Raw genomic sequence first — 14,678 nt, 5'->3', positions numbered from 1 at the left:
AATGAAAAAATTTCTGTTTATTTTTTTTGCTTTCGTCTCCTCCGGATTTTTTTCTCAGGTGAAAGAACCGCTCAGTATACCGCCAGACGCTAAGATCGGTCTCTCTCTCGCAGGTGGCGGCGCCAAAGGCTTCGCGCATGTAGGCGTGCTAAAGGTAATGGACTCCCTGGGCGTGAAGGTGGATTATATCTCCGGCACGAGTATGGGCTCGATTGTTGGTGGGCTGTACGCAAGTGGCTACAGCGCCAAGGAAATTGAGAAAGTGGTGCGGGATACGGATTTTTTTGACCTCATCCTTAATGAAAAGGAGTGGGGCAAAAACACCTTTTATAACAAAGGAAATGACAAATATCTGCTGACGGTGCCTTACAAAAACGGTAAATTTAACGCCGTACCAAAAGCTGTAGCCAAAGGGCAGAAAATGGGAAATAAACTTCGGGAGCTTCTTCATCATGTATCAGAAACGGAGGATTTTTCCCGATTGCCCATACCGTTCCTGTGTGTAGCCACGAATGCAGAAACCGGTAAAATGCGGGTCTTCGAGAGCGGGGATCTGCCTTCTGCCATCCTTGCGAGCTCCGCATTTCCCTCACTTATGGATCCGGTGAAAATTGGCGACAGCATTTATATCGATGGTGCAATCACTGTGAATTATCCTTCGGAACATCTTAAAAAGAAGGGCATGGATATCGTAATTGGCGTTGATCTTAGCCAAGAACTGTCAACCCGGGAGGAGCTCAATTCTGTGGTAGACATATTGAACCAAGTCATAGATTTCCAGATACAGAGGGAAACGCAGCGGCAGTATGGCTTTACCGACATCAATATAAAACCCGATCTAAAGAACAAAACCTCTGCCGATTTCGGAGAAAAAGAATTACTACTGACCCAAGGATACAGGGAAGGGCTGAAATATGCCGAAATTCTCGACAAGCTCCCGAAACGAGGAAATAATCTCAACAAGATTATAGTCCCGGATAGGGACGCGCAGTACCCGATACAGGATGTGGTAATGGAAGGCAATAATATTTTCGGCAGAAATTATGTGCTTGGGAAGATGAATCTTAAACTCCCAGAGCAGCTTTCTTACCTACAGATTAACGAGAAAATTGATAAGCTTTACACCACAGGCAATTATGAATTCATCAATTATGACCTTGAAAAAAGAGGTTCTGAAAGTACGCTGCACCTGGAGCTTCAGGAGGATGACACGAGGCTGTTCCTGAAATTCGGCCTGCATTATGACGATGTTTTTAAAACAGGTCTGCTTATCAATGCCACGGGCAAGCGTGTACTTTTCCGCAATGCTATTCTTTCCGCAGACTTCATCATTGGGGATCAGCCTAGATATTACTTCAATTATTTTATTGACAATGGCTATCTTCCGGGCTTTGGTGTAAGCTCCACAGGCTTTAAACTTCAGTTGAAAAACTCGCAGAACGACATCAAGGAAAAGTGGGGTTGGGTACGGAATAATGCCTTTCTGCAATCTACATTCTTGGATCGGTATGCGATCGGCGGCGGCCTCAGCCACGATTATTATGAAATAAATTCCGCACCAGGATGGCAGGGCAACAAGTCCCACAATTACTTTAATCCTTACTTTTTTATCAAAAGTGATACGCGCGATCAGAAAGATTTCCCCACCCGGGGTCTCTATTTGGATGCCGGCGCACGCTATCTGGATATATTTTCTAGCTCGTCGGACGAGGTTCTGCAGACTACCCTGGATCTTAGAGCTTTTTTCCCGCTTTCCAGAGTTTTTACCTTTTCACTTGATACTTTTGCGGGCATTTCACTCGGCAAAGAGGCACCGCATTTTTACCTCTTCCGGCCGGGGGCGGTCATCGGGCAGCCTTTGGGTACTTTCACCTCCTTTACAGGATACCGCTTTGGCGATCTTGCTACTGATAATTTGTTTTCATTTAAAAACAATCTTCAGGTGGAATTTGCACGAAATTTCTTTGCTACAGGTCATTACTCCCTCGCCAATTTATTTGCCGGCAGCGATATGAAAAAAGTGTTGCGGATATCTCATCACTCCGTTGGCATTTCCGGAGGTTACCGGTCGCCGTTCGGGCAGATTAGGGTGGATTTTTCTCAGCCGCTGAACAGTGGTTATAATGGTGTATTCAGTGTAATAATGGGTCATTGGTTTTAAATTATGATTACTTTTCACTTTGAAGAAATACCAGAGTTCAAGCTGGCTAAAGGTATTAAAAGCTGGCTGGAATCGATTATCATCGAAGAAGGGAGGAAGCCTGGCGAAATTTCCTACATCCTTTGCGATGATGAATATTTACTGAAGGTGAATCAGGATTTTCTCCAGCACGATTATTATACGGATATTATCACTTTCGATTATGTTCGTGGAAAAATTATATCGGGCGACATTTTCGTATCTTTGCAGCGCATTGAGGATAACGCCGCACAGCAAAACGCTGATTTTCACAAAGAATTTCATCGGGTATTGGCTCACGGCATCTTACATTTGTGCGGGTATAAAGACAAATCTGACGACGAGCAGATTTTAATGCGGCAGAAAGAAGATTTTTACTTATCTCAATTGGATTTTTAAATGTTTCACGTGAAACATTTTTTATTTTATGAGTGTTATTTCAGAAAAATATGATGTCATCGTAGTTGGGGCAGGTCACGCTGGTTGCGAAGCAGCTGCAGCCGCTGCCAACCTTGGTTCCAAAACGATTCTGGTGACGATGAATATGCAAACCATCGGGCAAATGTCCTGCAATCCTGCTATGGGCGGTATTGCAAAAGGGCAGATTGTACGGGAAATTGATGCGTTGGGCGGTTACAGTGGAATTATTGCCGACAAATCCGCAATACAATTCAAGATGCTGAACCTATCCAAAGGGCCAGCAATGTGGTCGCCAAGAACACAGAACGACAGGATGCTTTTTGCCGAAGAATGGCGCTTAGCATTAGAACAAACACCAAATCTGGATTTCTTCCAAGATATGGTGAAGAGCCTGATTTTGGTAGGAAATAGGGTAGCTGGTGTGGAAACTTCAATGGGCATCAAGATTTATGGAAAGTCGGTAATTCTTACGAATGGTACTTTCTTGAACGGCTTAATTCATATCGGTGAGAAACAATTTGGCGGCGGAAGAATGGGCGAGCCAAAGGCCTATGGATTGACCGAACAACTTACTGATTTAGGCTTTGACGCCGGACGAATGAAAACCGGTACGCCACCAAGAGTTGACGGCAGAAGTCTGGATTATTCTAAAATGGATGAGCAGAGAGGCGATGATAATCCATTGAAGTTCAGTTATTTAGATACGCCAAAATTGAAGGAGCAAAGAAGTTGCTACATCACTTACACCAATGAAACCGTGCACGATATTCTTCGTGAAGGTTTTGAAAGAAGCCCGATATTTAACGGAACCATCCAAAGCACCGGGCCAAGATATTGCCCTTCGATTGAAGATAAAATTAATAGGTTTTCTGACAGAAATCGCCACCAATTATTTGTGGAACCTGAAGGCTGGAAAACCGTGGAAATTTATGTGAACGGCTTTAGTTCATCATTGCCGGAAGAGATTCAGGCAAAAGCAATGCGCCAAATTCCCGGATTTGAAAATGTGAAGATTTTCCGTCCTGGCTATGCAATTGAGTACGACTATTTCCCGCCAACACAGTTAAAACATACCCTGGAAACCAAGCTTGTAGAAAACCTGTATTTTGCAGGGCAAATCAATGGAACAACGGGATATGAAGAAGCTGCAGCGCAAGGGTTGATGGCCGGAATTAATGCTCACAACAAAATTCACGGGAAGGGAGAATTCGTGCTGAGCAGGGATGAAGCCTATATTGGCGTACTCATCGACGATCTTATTACGAAAGGTACAGAAGAGCCTTATCGTATGTTCACTTCGCGCGCGGAATATCGCCTGCTTTTACGGCAGGATAATGCGGATATTCGTTTGACGGAAAAATCTTATAGGCTTGGTTTGGCGAGCGAAGAAAGGATGAGAAGGGTAGAAGAGAAGCTGGAAAACAGCCAGAAACTGGAAAATTTCCTGCGGGATTTGTCGCTGAAACCGAATGTTATCAATCCGATTTTGGAAGCTAATGAGAGTAATCCGGTGGATCAGGCTTACAAAGCTTCACAATTTTTAACGAGGCCAAACATCGATTTACTGAAGCTTTCAGAGATTTCCGAAATTGGAAATGAACTGGAAAATTATGATGAAGAAGCGCAGCAACAGGCAGAAATAAACATAAAGTACAAAGGCTACATCGATAAAGAGCGGGAAAATGTGGATAAACTGAAACGGTTGGAAAACATCAAAATTCCTGCGGACTTTGATTTTTCACAAATTACCTCATTATCTTCCGAAGCGAAGCAGAAATTCTCTGTAATTAAACCTACGAGCATTGCTCAGGCATCGAGAATTAGCGGTGTTTCGCCGGCTGATATTAATGTTTTGCTCATCTACCTTAATAAATAGTTTCACGTGAAACATTTACAACTGAAAGACTATTTTCTGACTCAGGAAGAATTTGAAATTACAGAAACTCAGATTCCGGGCGTACTAAAGACACTGCCTGAGCCTAAAGATTTGGGAAAATATTACGACAGCAAAAATTATATTTCGCACCATCAGGACAGCAAAAGTTTCAAGGAAAAAATTTACAAATACTTTCAGAAAATTAATCTGAATTATAAACGGAATCTTTTAGCAGCGATGCTTTTCCAAAATGCCAGGGTTCTGGATTATGGTTGTGGTGCCGGCGATTTTTTGGAATTCTGCAAGGATGATTTTCAAATGATTGGCCTCGAACCAAATGAAAAAGCTCGTGAAATTGCAAAACAAAAAGCCAATTCTGCGCAATTTATTTCTGACATTGAAACGCTGGAAAATTCAAGCCTAGATGCCATTACGCTTTGGCATGTTTTCGAGCATCTGGAAAATCCGGGAAAAATGCTTGAGATTTTTAAGAGCAAGCTGAAGGATTCTGGCCAACTAATTATCGCGCTTCCGAATTACAAATCTTACGATGCTAAATTCTACGGAAAATATTGGGCAGCCTACGATGTTCCCCGCCATCTTTTTCATTACTCGCAAGAAGGGATGCAGAATATTCTTTCACAGAAAAATTTAAAAATCACAAAAATAAAACCTCTGCATTTTGACGCTTTCTATGTTTCGATACTGAGTGAAAAATATCGGAAAAATCCATTTTTTCCCCTGTTTGGGATGACGATTGGAGCGATTTCTAATTTTAAGGCGGTAAAATCCGGTGAATTTTCAAGTCTGATATACTTTATCGAAAAAAATTAGTTATCCGATTTTTAGCCTGTTTCTGAAAGCCAAATTTCGATAAAAAAAATTCCGCTACAAAAAAAGCGGAATAATTTTGTAAACATTTATATAAAAATATACTAATCGTTAATCGCTTTGATGCCTGGCAATTCCACACCTTCCAAACTTTCAAGCATCGCACCACCACCAGTAGAAACATAGGAAACTTTGTCCTCGTATTTATTCTGCTTCACGAAAGCCACGCTATCTCCACCGCCAACAAGCGAGAATGCGCCAAGTTTGGTAGCCTCTGCAATCGCATCACCTAAAGATTTAGTTCCTGCAGAAAAATTCTCCATTTCAAAAACGCCAACCGGTCCGTTCCACAAAATGGTCTTAGATTTCAAAATCACATCGTGGAAAAGTTCACGAGTTTTCGGGCCAACATCCAAGCCCATCCAGCCTTCCGGAATTTCGTAAATGTCCACCACATCGGTTTTTGCGTCATTTTTGAAATCATCAGCAATCACACTGTCCACCGGCAAATGAACCTCCACATTTTGAGCTTTTGCCTTTTCCAAAATTTCAAGCGCCAACTGCATTTTATCTTCCTCCACCAAAGAATTTCCGATATGTCCCCCCTTTGCCTTGATGAAGGTGAACGCCATACCGCCTCCAATAATCAGGTTGTCAACTGCTGGCAAAATATTCTCAATAATGGTAATTTTTGACGAAACCTTAGAGCCACCGATAATCGCTGTCACTGGCTTTTCACCGTTGTTCAGCACTTTATCGATCGCCTGGAGTTCTTTGAACATCAGTTCACCGAAAAATTTAGTTTCTGGGAAAAACTCAGCGATAATCGCCGTGGAAGCGTGCGCCCTGTGAGCCGTTCCAAACGCATCATTCACATAGGCATCGCCCAACTTTGCAAGCTGCTCGGCAAAAGTTCTGTCGCCTTTTTCTTCTTCATTGTGGAAGCGCAGATTTTCAAGCAAAAGCACTTCGCCCGGCTGCAATTCTTGCGCGCATTTTGCCGCAGCATCCCCAGTAGATTCTTCACAGAACTTCACAGGCTTTCCAAGCACGGTTTCAATTTCGGAAACGATGTGCTTCAGCGAGAATTTATCGGAAACTTCGCCCTTTGGCCTGCCAAGATGCGAAAGCAAAATAACAGAACCGCCGTCGTTTAGGATTTTCTCGATGGTTGGCTTCGCAGCCACAATTCTCGTATTGTCGGTCACCTTCAGATTATCGTCTTGCGGCACATTGAAATCTACGCGCACAAGCACCTTTTTGCCGTTGAAATCGTAATTTTGGATGGTTTTCATAAGATTGAATTTGCGGGTTTGACTTTAGCAAATTTACGCTTTCCGTGCCTGAAAAAAAATTCTTTGCCCGAAAAATTTCAACAGAGGTACAGCGATATTAATCAACAATTTTTTTTAAATTTTAGAAAGAAAGAAATTGTAAATGTTGTAATGCGGTGTGAAATTTGGGAAAAGTTTTTTCGGGAATTTCGTAACATTTGGTTTACATTGCGTTCACGATATATTCACATTGCAACGCATTGAAAAAGAGCGAGATTACAGGTTTATCAACAATTGTGAATAAGCTTTGGAATTTCTTTTGCGAAAGAATGCGTTGTGAATTTCGCTGGAATATCATCGCTAAAAATTCCGTCAAAAAAATTCCTTGAGAGCCGGAAAAAGTTTCCAATATGAATTAAATGTTAACGGCGCAAGAAAATTTTGCGCAAAGTTTTCCACATCAAATCATCTGTGCTATCAACAATTTATAATCAATTGCGGTTATTACTAAAAAACTTAAATTTGTACATAAACGAACGCAATGAAGAAAATCGCAATAGCAGCCGACCACGCAGGCTTTGAGTACAAGGAATTTCTAAAAAAAGAGCTTTCTGCGGAATTTGAAATACAGGACTTCGGTACGCAAAGTATTGATTCTGTGGATTATCCGGATTTCGTGCATCCTGCAGCAACTTCCGTGGAAAACGGAGAAAACGAATTCGGAATCCTGATTTGCGGAAGCGGACAGGGCGTTCAGCTAAGCGCCAATAAACACCAGGGCATCCGCTGTGCCTTAGCCTGGATGCCAGAAATTGCCGAACTTTCCCGCCAGCACAATGATTGTAATATGGTGGCAATTCCTGCAAGATTTATCGCGAAAGAATTTGCCCTGGAAATTGTGAGAAAATTCCTTAGCACTGAATTTGAGGGCGGCAGGCATAACGAACGCGTTCGGAAAATTTGTTTTTAAACTAAAATTTTAGTTTTATACATCGATGCCAAAAAAATCACGATATATTTCTCAGAAAAACGAGTATAAGCTGCGCGAAATCGGGCGGCTGATTACCCGTTTTATGAACGAGAACCCCACGAAAATTTATAACTACAGGCAAATTGCCGATGGCATTGATTACAGAAATCCGCGGCAAAGAGAGCAGGTAGTACAGGCACTGCACAAGCTAAGAGCCGATGACACGATAAAGGAAGTCGAAAAAGGGAAGTACCTGCTGAACCTGAAAATAGACGGCACGCTGACTGGCATCATCGATTTCAACCAGACAGGAAACGCCTATGTGAAGGTGGATGGCCTGGAAGAAGACATATTCATCCACTCGAAAAATGTGAAGGATGCTCTGCAGGGCGATACCGTTCTCATCGTCACCTATCACTACAAAGACAAGCGTATAGAAGGCTCCGTGCTTGAAGTTCTGGAACGCAGCCGCAGCGAATTTGTGGGCACTTTTCAGTTCATCCAGCATAAGGATTTTGGCTTCGTAGTTTGCGATAAAAAGCAGATAAACACGGATATCTTCATCCCGAAAAATAAAATCAACGGTGCGAAGGACGGCGAAAAAGTCATCGTGAAAATGTCCGCCTGGAAGAAAGGCGAGAAAAATCCGGAAGGCGAAATCATCGAGGTGCTTGGTTCGCCCGGTGAGCACGAAACGGAAATCCATTCCATCCTTGCCGAATACGGCCTTCCGTATGAGTTTCCTGCCGATGTAGAGCGCGAGGCCAACGAGCTTGATAGGGAAATCCGCCCGGAAGAAATTGCGCGCCGCCGTGATATGCGCGAAACTCTTACCTTCACGATTGACCCGAAAGATGCCAAGGATTTTGACGACGCGCTTTCGATACGGCAGCTGGAAAATGGCAACTGGGAAATCGGCGTGCATATTGCCGATGTATCGCACTATGTAAAGCCTGGAACGCTGCTGGATGCTGAGGCCTTTAAGCGCGCAACCTCGGTTTATCTTGTGGATCGGGTGGTGCCTATGCTTCCTGAAGTCCTCAGCAATGATGTATGTTCGCTTCGCCCGAAAGAAGACAAGTACACCTTCTCGGCGGTTTTTGAAATTGATGATAATGCCAAAGTTGTAAAGCAGTGGTTTGGCAGAACGGTAACGCACTCCGACAGAAGATTTACCTACGAAGAAGCGCAGGCAAGAATTGAAACCGGGCAGGGTGATTTGGCACAGGAAATTCTGGTGATGGACAGGCTGGCGAAAATTATGCGTGAAGAACGGATTAAAAACGGCGCGGTAACTTTCGACCGAAGCGAAGTGCGCTTTAATCTGGACGAAAACAACGAGCCTGTAGGCGTTTATTTCAAAATCAGCAAAGATTCCAATCATCTTGTGGAGGAATTTATGCTCTTGGCCAACCGGAAAGTTTCGGAATTCGTTTCGCTGAAAAGCAACAATCAGCGCAGCGAGAAAACCTTCATCTACCGCATCCACGATGATCCGGACCCTACAAAGCTGGCGGCATTGCAGGAATTTGTGTCCACTTTTGGCTACAAAATGAACATCTCGAATTCCAAGCGGACTACGGAAAGCCTGAACCAGCTTTTGCGCGATGTGAAGGGAAAAGGCGAGGAAAATATGATAGAAACGCTGGCGATGCGAAGTATGGCCAAAGCAGTGTACGGCACGGAGCCTATCGGGCATTACGGCCTTGGATTTGAGTATTATACGCATTTCACATCGCCGATTAGGCGCTATCCGGACATCATTGCGCACCGCCTTTTACAGCATTACCTGGACGGCGGAAAATCTGTAAACCGCGATGAAATCGAGGATCAGGCGAAGCACAGCTCTGCAATGGAAAGGCTGGCAGCCGATGCAGAGCGTGATTCCATAAAATTTATGCAGGTGAAATTTATGGAAAAGCACCTCGGAGAAGTTTTCGAGGGTGTGATCTCTGGCGTTGCGGAATTCGGTTTCTGGGTGCAGATTCCTGAAAACGGTGCCGAAGGTTTGATTAAATTGCGCGATTTGATGGACGATTCCTACCAGTTTGACCCGAAAACTTATTCGGTGATTGGTGCAAGAACAGGTAATCAATATCAGCTTGGCGATAAGGTGAAAATCAAGGTGATGAAGGCTAATCTTGTGGCGAAGCAGCTGGACTTCCGGATTGAAGATTGATAAAAAATTAGCTTAAACTAAAAATTTAGTTTTAAAGAAAATTAGTGGGTGGATTAATATTTTCTGCGGTAATTTTAGGCATTATGCTCAGCCTGATTTTCGTCGGGCCGATGTTTTTCCTGCTCATCGAAACGAGTTTTACGAGAGGCCCGAAACATGCTTTAGCGCTGGATTTTGGCGTGGTAACGGCAGATATCGTCTGCATCATCCTGGCTTATTACGCAAGCAAGGATATCGTGCACCTTATAGATACTTATCCCGGTTTTTATCGTATCACAGCGCTGCTGGTCTTCATTTACGGCGTGGTGATGATGCTCACCAAAGTGAAAATGCACATACCGAACGAAGAAAGATTAATCGCACAAAATTACCTTCGCACCTTTCTGAACGGCTTCTTATTCAATGGCTTAAACATCGGTGTAATTTTATTCTGGCTGGTCACCGTAATTTCTGTGCGCAACCAATACCCTGATCCGGAAAATTTTTTCCTGTATATCAGCATCGTGATTCTCACTTTCCTGAGCATCGATTTTTTGAAAATAAAACTCGCTAAGCAATTCCACGACAAGTTGACGGACAAGATTGCAAACGCAGTCAGAAAAGCTGTTGGGGTGATTTTGATTCTCTTCAGCTTTGCGATTTTCATCCAAAGTTATAAACGCTTTAACACTTTTGATAAACAGTTGGAAAAGGCGGAAAAAACGCCGGTAAAAATTAAAAAGAAGAAAAAGAAAAAGGCGAGAAATGAAACTGTAATCTCGCCAAAAAAGCAAGAAACGGAAACTGTAGAAGCGGAACCGCTTGGTGAAGATGAAACGCTGCAACAGATTGATAATCAATGAAAATACAACATCCTAAACCTATTAAGAACGGTGCAAAAATCGCCGTGATTTCGCCCGCTGGATTTGTGGAAGAATCACAGATCGCCCAAGGCTTAGAAATGATTGAGGCCAAGGGATTCGTGCCAGTTTTAGGGAAATTTGCACTTGGAAAATTTGAGAACGGCTATCCATATTCCGGCACAGAAAAAGAGCGGCTTCACGATTTGAATTGGGCGTTGAATGATGAGGAAATTTCGGCAGTATGGGCTACAAGAGGTGGCTACGGTTGTCAGCATCTATTGCAAAAAATTTCGCTGAGAAATTTTAAGAAAAATCCGAAATGGTACATCGGTTATTCTGATAACACGGTGATTCACAGCTATTTACTGAAGAAAGGTTTTGCATCAATCAACGGGCAAACCTTAAAAACTTCAAGTTTCGGCGTTTGTGAGGAAGGCTATGAAGAAATTTTTAAAATCCTAAAAGGCGGTTCAACTAAAATTTTAGTTGATGGTCATCCTTTCAATAAAAAAGGTGAAGCGAACGGCATTTTAGTTGGAGGGAACCTTGCGCTAGTTTACGCACTTTTAGGCACCAAATACAGCTTTGATTTCAAGGATAAAATTCTGTTTCTGGAAGATATCGGTGAGAAATACTATGCGCTAGACAGAATGCTGATGGCGCTGGAATTGGCTGGTGTTTTCAGGAAAATCAGCGGTTTGATTGTCGGTGGAATGATTAATATGGGCGATGAAAAATCCAACGAAAATTACGAAAGCAGTTTTGATGAAAAGGCTTACGAGCTAATTCACCATCGTTTGAAAAAGTACGATTTTCCCGTAGCGTTTCAGTTTCCGAACGGCCATATTTTCGAAAATCGCCCAATCATCATCGGTGGAAAAATCCGGATGAAAGTTGGCAAAAAGGCAGAATTCAGTTACCCTAATTAATCAATTTAAACCGTGGCTTCTCACAACGATTTCGGAAAAATGGCGGAAGATATGGCCTGCGATTTCCTGCAGAAGCTGGGTTACAAAATTCTTGCGCGAAATTTTCTTTACCAAAAAGCGGAGATTGACATCATCTGCAAAAAGGCCGGCGAAATCGTATTTGCCGAGGTGAAAGCGCGGATGAACAATGTGCTGATGGAACCGCAGGAAGCCGTGACGAAAGGGAAAATGCGGCGCATAATTTCTGCGGCAGATGCCTTTCTGCAAAGCATCGACGCCGAAGAAACGGCAAGGTTCGACATCATTACCGTGATGCCAAGCACCACCGGAAATTTGGAAATAAACCACATCGAAGCCGCATTTGAAAGCATCGATGCGGTTTAAATTTTAGGGAAACTACTTAATTTCCACGCAGCCCACTCTTCCGCCGGCATTACCCGTAGGCTGGGTGTGGAAGTCGTCTGCTTTTTCGTGGATAATCAGCGTTTTGCCGATGATGTTGCGCTGCTCATCGCTGCATCCCAGGCACCATTTATCAGTCGAAAAATTCAGTTTCGCATTGCCGCTATTATCAGCAGTCAGGTTGCCGATATCGCCGCTGTGAAACTCAGCGTGGCCCCATTTGCCGTGCTTTTCGGAGGTTGGGTTCCAGTGTCCGCCGGCGTTTTCAGCCTTCGGGTCAGAGCAGTCGCCTTTTTCGTGGATGTGCACCGCGTGAATTCCCGGTGTCAGATTTTTCACATTCAAGGCAAGTGAAACTTTCTCGCCACTTTGCGTGAATTTCGCTGTTCCTTGAGTTTGCGTTCCAGATTTTGACAGAATCTGATAATTTTTCGTAGTTCCGCACGATGCCAAAAGCAACGCAGCCGCTGCAATCATAATTGGATTTTTCATAGTTTTAATATTTAGTGATTTTTAGAAAGCAAAAATTATGCAGATTTTAAAAGGAAATTTTATTTATAAAAATTTAGAAAAACTCCCGCATTTATTCATTTTTTTCCGAGCCATTATTTTCTTTATCCACACCGCCAATCCTCCATTTCACTCCAATCCATTTTTTTTAAATTACCTCCAAAACTAAGTTTGTGAGGATTTTCAGAAAATGGACATCGAAGGAAAAATATTGGTTGCTATCGTGGTGCTAAGCCTTGGCAGGCTGCAGGCCCAGGAAACAAAAATTACGCAGATCGACAGTGTAAAAATCCGCAAAAGCAGAATACTGCGGCAGCCCAAAAATTCAGAAATTACCTCCGGTAGGCAGCTGGAAAATGCTTCCGGAGAGAACCTTGCCAATGTCTTGAAACAGCTCTCAGGAGTGAATACTTTGCAGAGCGGCGCCAATATCTCCAAGCCTGTAATTCAGGGACTTACCAACCAGCGCATCGCCATTATCAACAATGGAATAAAACTGGAAAGCCAGCTCTGGAGCAGCGACCACGCGCCGGAAATAGACCCGAATCTTGCCTCCCAGATCGAGGTAATAAAAGGCTCCGACGCCGTGCGATACGGGTCCAACGCACTGGGAGGAGTAATCGTGATGAAGAACCGCCCCCTGCCTTTTTTTGGCGAGAAAATCGGAGGAAATGCGAGAATGGTAGGGCAATCCAACAACTCCGGATTTGGTGGTAACCTGATGCTGCACGGAGCCGCGGGCGCATTTGCCTGGCACGTTCAGGGCAGCGGGAAACGCCTTGGCGACTACAAAACCGCAGACTATTATGTGAATAATACGGCAGCGAGGGAGCTAAATTTTTCCGGATCATTGGGTTATAAAATGCCTTATGAAACGGCAGAGGTTTTCTACAGCCAGTTCTCCACAAACCTCGGCGTCTTTATGGGTTCAAGGATTGGCAGTGCAGATGACTGGAATCTGCGGCTCCGCCTTGGAAAGCCGCCCGTGGTGTTTCCGCAGGGATTTGAGATCCAGGCGCCCAACCAGGAAGTGAACCATCATCTTGCAAAATTTTCCCTGCAAAGCGACCGGCCTTTTGGCAAGACAGAATTTAATTATGCCTATCAGAAAAACCACCGCAAGGAATTCGACCGGCGTACGGGACCCCTTGCCGACCGCCCGGTGCTGGATGTGGAGCTGGAAACACACTCCGGCACGCTGGACTACGAGAGGGTTTTCCTTGAGAATTTTAAAACCAGGGCGGGGGTGGCGTATTCCCACCAGAAAAACTTCAACATCCCCGGTACGGGCGTGAATTCCATCCTCCCCAATTTTGTTTCCAATAATGCCGGCGTGTGGCTCTCGGAGGAGTTCAGAAGAAATTCTTGGGTGGCTACGGGCGGCATCCGCTATGATTTTAAGGACTTCAGCGCGGCGGGCTACAACCGCTACGGCGAGTACTACGGTGGCCAGCGGGATTACAGCAGCATCAGCTACGAGCTTGGCATCCAGCGGCTGTTTGGCAATGGCTTTTCCGCCGCCACCAGCATTGGCAAAGCTTGGCGTGCGCCGGAGGCGGTGGAGCTCTTCAGCAACGGGCTGGACCACGGCAGCGCGCTCTACCTTCTGGGAGACGAAAATCTCAAAACTGAGAAAGGCCTAAAATGGACTGCCAGGCTGCAGTACGAAACGGGCAGGCTCTACATTTCCGCGGAAGGTTTTTTGCAAAAAATCGACGGCTTCATCTATGAAATGCCCACCGGCGAATACAAAAACACCTGGGGCGGTCTGTTCCCGCTTTTCGTGTACCGGCAGTCGGATGCGCTGCTGAAAGGTGCAGATGCGGAGCTGAGATTTCAGATTTCGGAGAGGGTAAAATATCAGGCGGCGTTTTCATCTGTGTATGCGGACAACCGGACGGAGGAATTTTATTTTCCGAACATTTCCCCGGAGCGCCTCAGTCAGAACATAGAGTTCAGCTTGGATAGGCTCACCAATCTGCGGGGAGGCTGGCTCCGGCTGGAGCACCAGTGGGTGAATAAGCAGCGCAGGTTCAGCGCAGAAACAGACTTGCTGCCGGATTCTCCGCCGGGCTACCACCTTTTCGGGGCGGGCATCGGCACGCAGGTGAGCACCTTCCGGAAGGACGATATGGCGCTCTCGCTGCAGGCGAATAATCTTTTCAATAAACTTTATAAGGACTACACCAACCGGTTCCGGTATTTTGCCCACGAGATGGGCAGGAATCTGCAGTTCCGGGTAAGCTTTAATTTTTAAAACCAAAAA

The 14,678-nt window shown here is 44.5% G+C and carries 11 protein-coding genes and 1 pseudogene; 10 read left to right on the top strand and 2 right to left on the bottom strand.

The genetic code is table 11. The annotated features are described in order from the left end of the window. Nucleotide 1: 1 nt before the first annotated feature. The 4 genes from IMZ16_RS06490 to IMZ16_RS06475 are packed head-to-tail and all read left to right on the top strand — an operon-like array spanning nt 2 to nt 5,309. Nucleotides 2–2,161, top strand: a complete 2,160-nt coding sequence (locus IMZ16_RS06490; protein ID WP_193439361.1) for a patatin-like phospholipase family protein — start codon at nt 2–4, stop codon at nt 2,159–2,161. 3 nt (nt 2,162–2,164) lie between these two features. Beyond that, nucleotides 2,165–2,578: an rRNA maturation RNase YbeY gene (ybeY, locus tag IMZ16_RS06485; RefSeq protein WP_193439360.1), complete on the top strand. Its 414-nt coding sequence runs from the start codon at nt 2,165–2,167 to the stop codon at nt 2,576–2,578. A gap of 28 nt (nt 2,579–2,606) precedes the next feature. Next, nucleotides 2,607–4,475, top strand: coding sequence for a tRNA uridine-5-carboxymethylaminomethyl(34) synthesis enzyme MnmG (gene mnmG, locus IMZ16_RS06480; protein ID WP_193439359.1), 1,869 nt, complete (start codon nt 2,607–2,609; stop codon nt 4,473–4,475). Between the two features lie 6 nt (nt 4,476–4,481). Beyond that, a complete protein-coding gene (locus tag IMZ16_RS06475; protein ID WP_193439358.1) occupies nt 4,482–5,309 on the top strand; it encodes a class I SAM-dependent methyltransferase in 828 nt (275 codons plus the stop codon). Nucleotides 5,310–5,410: 101 nt separating this feature from the next. Here IMZ16_RS06475 and IMZ16_RS06470 read toward each other — a convergent pair whose 3' ends face one another. Next, nucleotides 5,411–6,601, bottom strand: coding sequence for a phosphoglycerate kinase (locus IMZ16_RS06470; RefSeq protein WP_193439357.1), 1,191 nt, complete (start codon nt 6,599–6,601; stop codon nt 5,411–5,413). Nucleotides 6,602–7,121: 520 nt separating this feature from the next. On the opposite strand from IMZ16_RS06470, the gene IMZ16_RS06465 reads away from it, so the two are divergent. The 5 genes and pseudogenes from IMZ16_RS06465 (at nt 7,122) to IMZ16_RS06445 (ending at nt 11,884) form a co-directional block, all read left to right on the top strand. Then, nucleotides 7,122–7,550, top strand: a complete 429-nt coding sequence (locus IMZ16_RS06465; RefSeq protein WP_193439356.1) for an RpiB/LacA/LacB family sugar-phosphate isomerase — start codon at nt 7,122–7,124, stop codon at nt 7,548–7,550. 25 nt (nt 7,551–7,575) lie between these two features. Further along, complete coding sequence (gene rnr / locus IMZ16_RS06460; RefSeq protein WP_193439355.1) at nt 7,576–9,729, top strand: ribonuclease R; 2,154 nt, start codon at nt 7,576–7,578, stop codon at nt 9,727–9,729. An 83-nt stretch (nt 9,730–9,812) separates the two neighbouring features. Next, nucleotides 9,813–10,451 (top strand): annotated as a pseudogene (locus IMZ16_RS06455) (LysE family translocator); the annotation flags it as partial. Nucleotides 10,452–10,567: 116 nt separating this feature from the next. Beyond that, complete coding sequence (locus tag IMZ16_RS06450; protein WP_193439353.1) at nt 10,568–11,500, top strand: S66 peptidase family protein; 933 nt, start codon at nt 10,568–10,570, stop codon at nt 11,498–11,500. Between the two features lie 12 nt (nt 11,501–11,512). After that, nucleotides 11,513–11,884, top strand: coding sequence for a YraN family protein (locus IMZ16_RS06445; protein WP_193439352.1), 372 nt, complete (start codon nt 11,513–11,515; stop codon nt 11,882–11,884). 12 nt (nt 11,885–11,896) lie between these two features. On the opposite strand, the gene IMZ16_RS06440 is transcribed toward IMZ16_RS06445, so the two are convergent. Then, entirely contained in the window at nt 11,897–12,394 is a 498-nt protein-coding gene (locus IMZ16_RS06440; RefSeq protein WP_193439351.1) for a superoxide dismutase family protein, read from the bottom strand. Nucleotides 12,395–12,602: 208 nt separating this feature from the next. Here IMZ16_RS06440 and IMZ16_RS06435 point away from each other — a divergent pair, with 208 nt between their 5' ends. After that, on the top strand, nt 12,603–14,669 hold the full coding sequence (locus IMZ16_RS06435; protein ID WP_193439350.1) for a TonB-dependent receptor: 2,067 nt from the start codon (nt 12,603–12,605) through the stop codon (nt 14,667–14,669). Nucleotides 14,670–14,678 lie beyond the last annotated feature (9 nt).

The sequence above is a fragment of the Cruoricaptor ignavus genome (genome assembly GCF_014961145.1).
Classification (GTDB): domain Bacteria; phylum Bacteroidota; class Bacteroidia; order Flavobacteriales; family Weeksellaceae; genus Cruoricaptor; species Cruoricaptor ignavus.
Note: the sequence above shows the minus strand (reverse complement) of the source record. Positions and strands in the feature narration are given on the sequence as shown.

Excerpts from the sequence above, each read along its gene's own strand:
- IMZ16_RS06435 (WP_193439350.1), top strand. The coding sequence starts at position 12,603 with ATGGACATCGAAGGAAAAATATTGGTTGCTATCGTGGTGCTAAGCCTT.
- IMZ16_RS06465 (WP_193439356.1), top strand. The coding sequence starts at position 7,122 with ATGAAGAAAATCGCAATAGCAGCCGACCACGCAGGCTTTGAGTACAAG.
- IMZ16_RS06450 (WP_193439353.1), top strand. The coding sequence starts at position 10,568 with ATGAAAATACAACATCCTAAACCTATTAAGAACGGTGCAAAAATCGCC.
- rnr (WP_193439355.1), top strand. The coding sequence starts at position 7,576 with ATGCCAAAAAAATCACGATATATTTCTCAGAAAAACGAGTATAAGCTG.
- IMZ16_RS06440 (WP_193439351.1), bottom strand. The coding sequence starts at position 12,394 with ATGAAAAATCCAATTATGATTGCAGCGGCTGCGTTGCTTTTGGCATCG.
- IMZ16_RS06470 (WP_193439357.1), bottom strand. The coding sequence starts at position 6,601 with ATGAAAACCATCCAAAATTACGATTTCAACGGCAAAAAGGTGCTTGTG.
- ybeY (WP_193439360.1), top strand. The coding sequence starts at position 2,165 with ATGATTACTTTTCACTTTGAAGAAATACCAGAGTTCAAGCTGGCTAAA.
- mnmG (WP_193439359.1), top strand. The coding sequence starts at position 2,607 with ATGAGTGTTATTTCAGAAAAATATGATGTCATCGTAGTTGGGGCAGGT.
- IMZ16_RS06490 (WP_193439361.1), top strand. The coding sequence starts at position 2 with ATGAAAAAATTTCTGTTTATTTTTTTTGCTTTCGTCTCCTCCGGATTT.